Source organism: Novosphingobium resinovorum (assembly GCF_036352595.1).
GTDB classification, from domain to species: domain Bacteria; phylum Pseudomonadota; class Alphaproteobacteria; order Sphingomonadales; family Sphingomonadaceae; genus Novosphingobium; species Novosphingobium resinovorum_B.
This window is the reverse complement of record NZ_JAZFAX010000108.1, coordinates 1-1,256: the sequence shown is the minus strand read 5'-3', so window position 1 is coordinate 1,256 and position 1,256 is coordinate 1. Positions and strand designations below refer to the sequence as shown.

Here is a 1,256-nt window from a genome sequence, read left to right as displayed (position 1 = left end):
CCCCCGAAAGGTCCCTCATTCTGATGTAGAGTCTGCCCACGAGAAGGAGCAGACGCATGAGGAAGAGCCGTTTTACCGAGGCGCAGATCATCGGGATGATCAAGGAGCAGGAGTCCGGGCTGCCGACCGTCGAGATTTGCCGGAAGCATGGGCTGAGCACGGCGACGTTTTACAAGCTGAAGGGCAAATACGGCGGGATGGAAGTGTCCGATGCCCGCCGGCTGCGGCAGCTTGAGGATGAGAACGGCAAGCTCAAGCGGCTGCTGGCGGACAGCATGCTCGACAATGTGATCCTCAAGGATCTGCTGGGAAAAGCCTGACGACGCCAGGCCAGCGGCGAGACGCTGTGCTCGAGGTGCTGGGAAGTTACCAGATTTCCCAGCGCCGGGCCTGTGTGCTGATTGGTGTCGACCCAAAGACGGTCCGGCGCGAACGCCCGCCGGACCACGGTGCCATCCGAACTGCCATGCGTGAGGTCGCAGGCCAGCGCCGTCGCTTTGGCTATCGCCGGATCGGTATCATGCTGGAACGCCAGGGGATGAGCATGAACCACAAGAAGCTCTACCGGCTGTACCGGGAGGAAGGATTGTCGGTGCGCCGCCGTCGTGGCCGAGCCGTAGGCCAGCGAAGCTAAAACGGGCGCGTGGCAGTCGCACGCCGATGCCTGTGCCGCTGGTTCCGGGCGCGCGGTGGTCGATGGACTTTGTGTCCGACACATTCGGCGCCTCGCGCAAGTTCAGGATTTTGGCCATCAATGATGATTGCTGCCGGGAAAACCTGTGCCTGGTGGGCGACACCAGCATCTCGGGCGCCCGGGTGTCGCGGGAACTCGACACGCTGGTGCGCCTCCATGGCAAACCGGCTTGCATTGTCAGCGACAATGGCACCGAATTTACCAGTCGGGCGATCCTGGAATGGGCCGGCAAGAACCAGGTCGAATGGCATTACATCGATCCGGGCAAGCCTCAGCAGAACGGGTTCATCGAGTCCTTCAACGGCTCACTGCGCGATGAACTGCTCAATGAGGAACTGTTCGACAGCCTGGCCGATGCCCGCCGGAAGCTGGCGATCTGGCGCTACGATTACAACAATGTCCGGCCCCACTCATCTTTGGGAAACCGGACGCCTGCACAAGCGCGTCGAGCCTTCGTGCAGGACGAGACCATCATGCCCGACGCGCTTGTGCAGGCGTCCGGGCCATCGTATTCAACCGCTGGACTCTCGTTATGATCGAGGGACTGACGGGGGGCAGGTCA

1 pseudogene is annotated in these 1,256 nt (G+C 61.9%); it reads left to right on the top strand.

Annotated features, from left to right (window positions below):
- Positions 1-56 precede the first annotated feature (56 nt).
- Positions 57-1,230: pseudogene (locus V2S85_RS27090) on the top strand (IS3 family transposase).
- Positions 1,231-1,256: the final 26 nt, after the last annotated feature.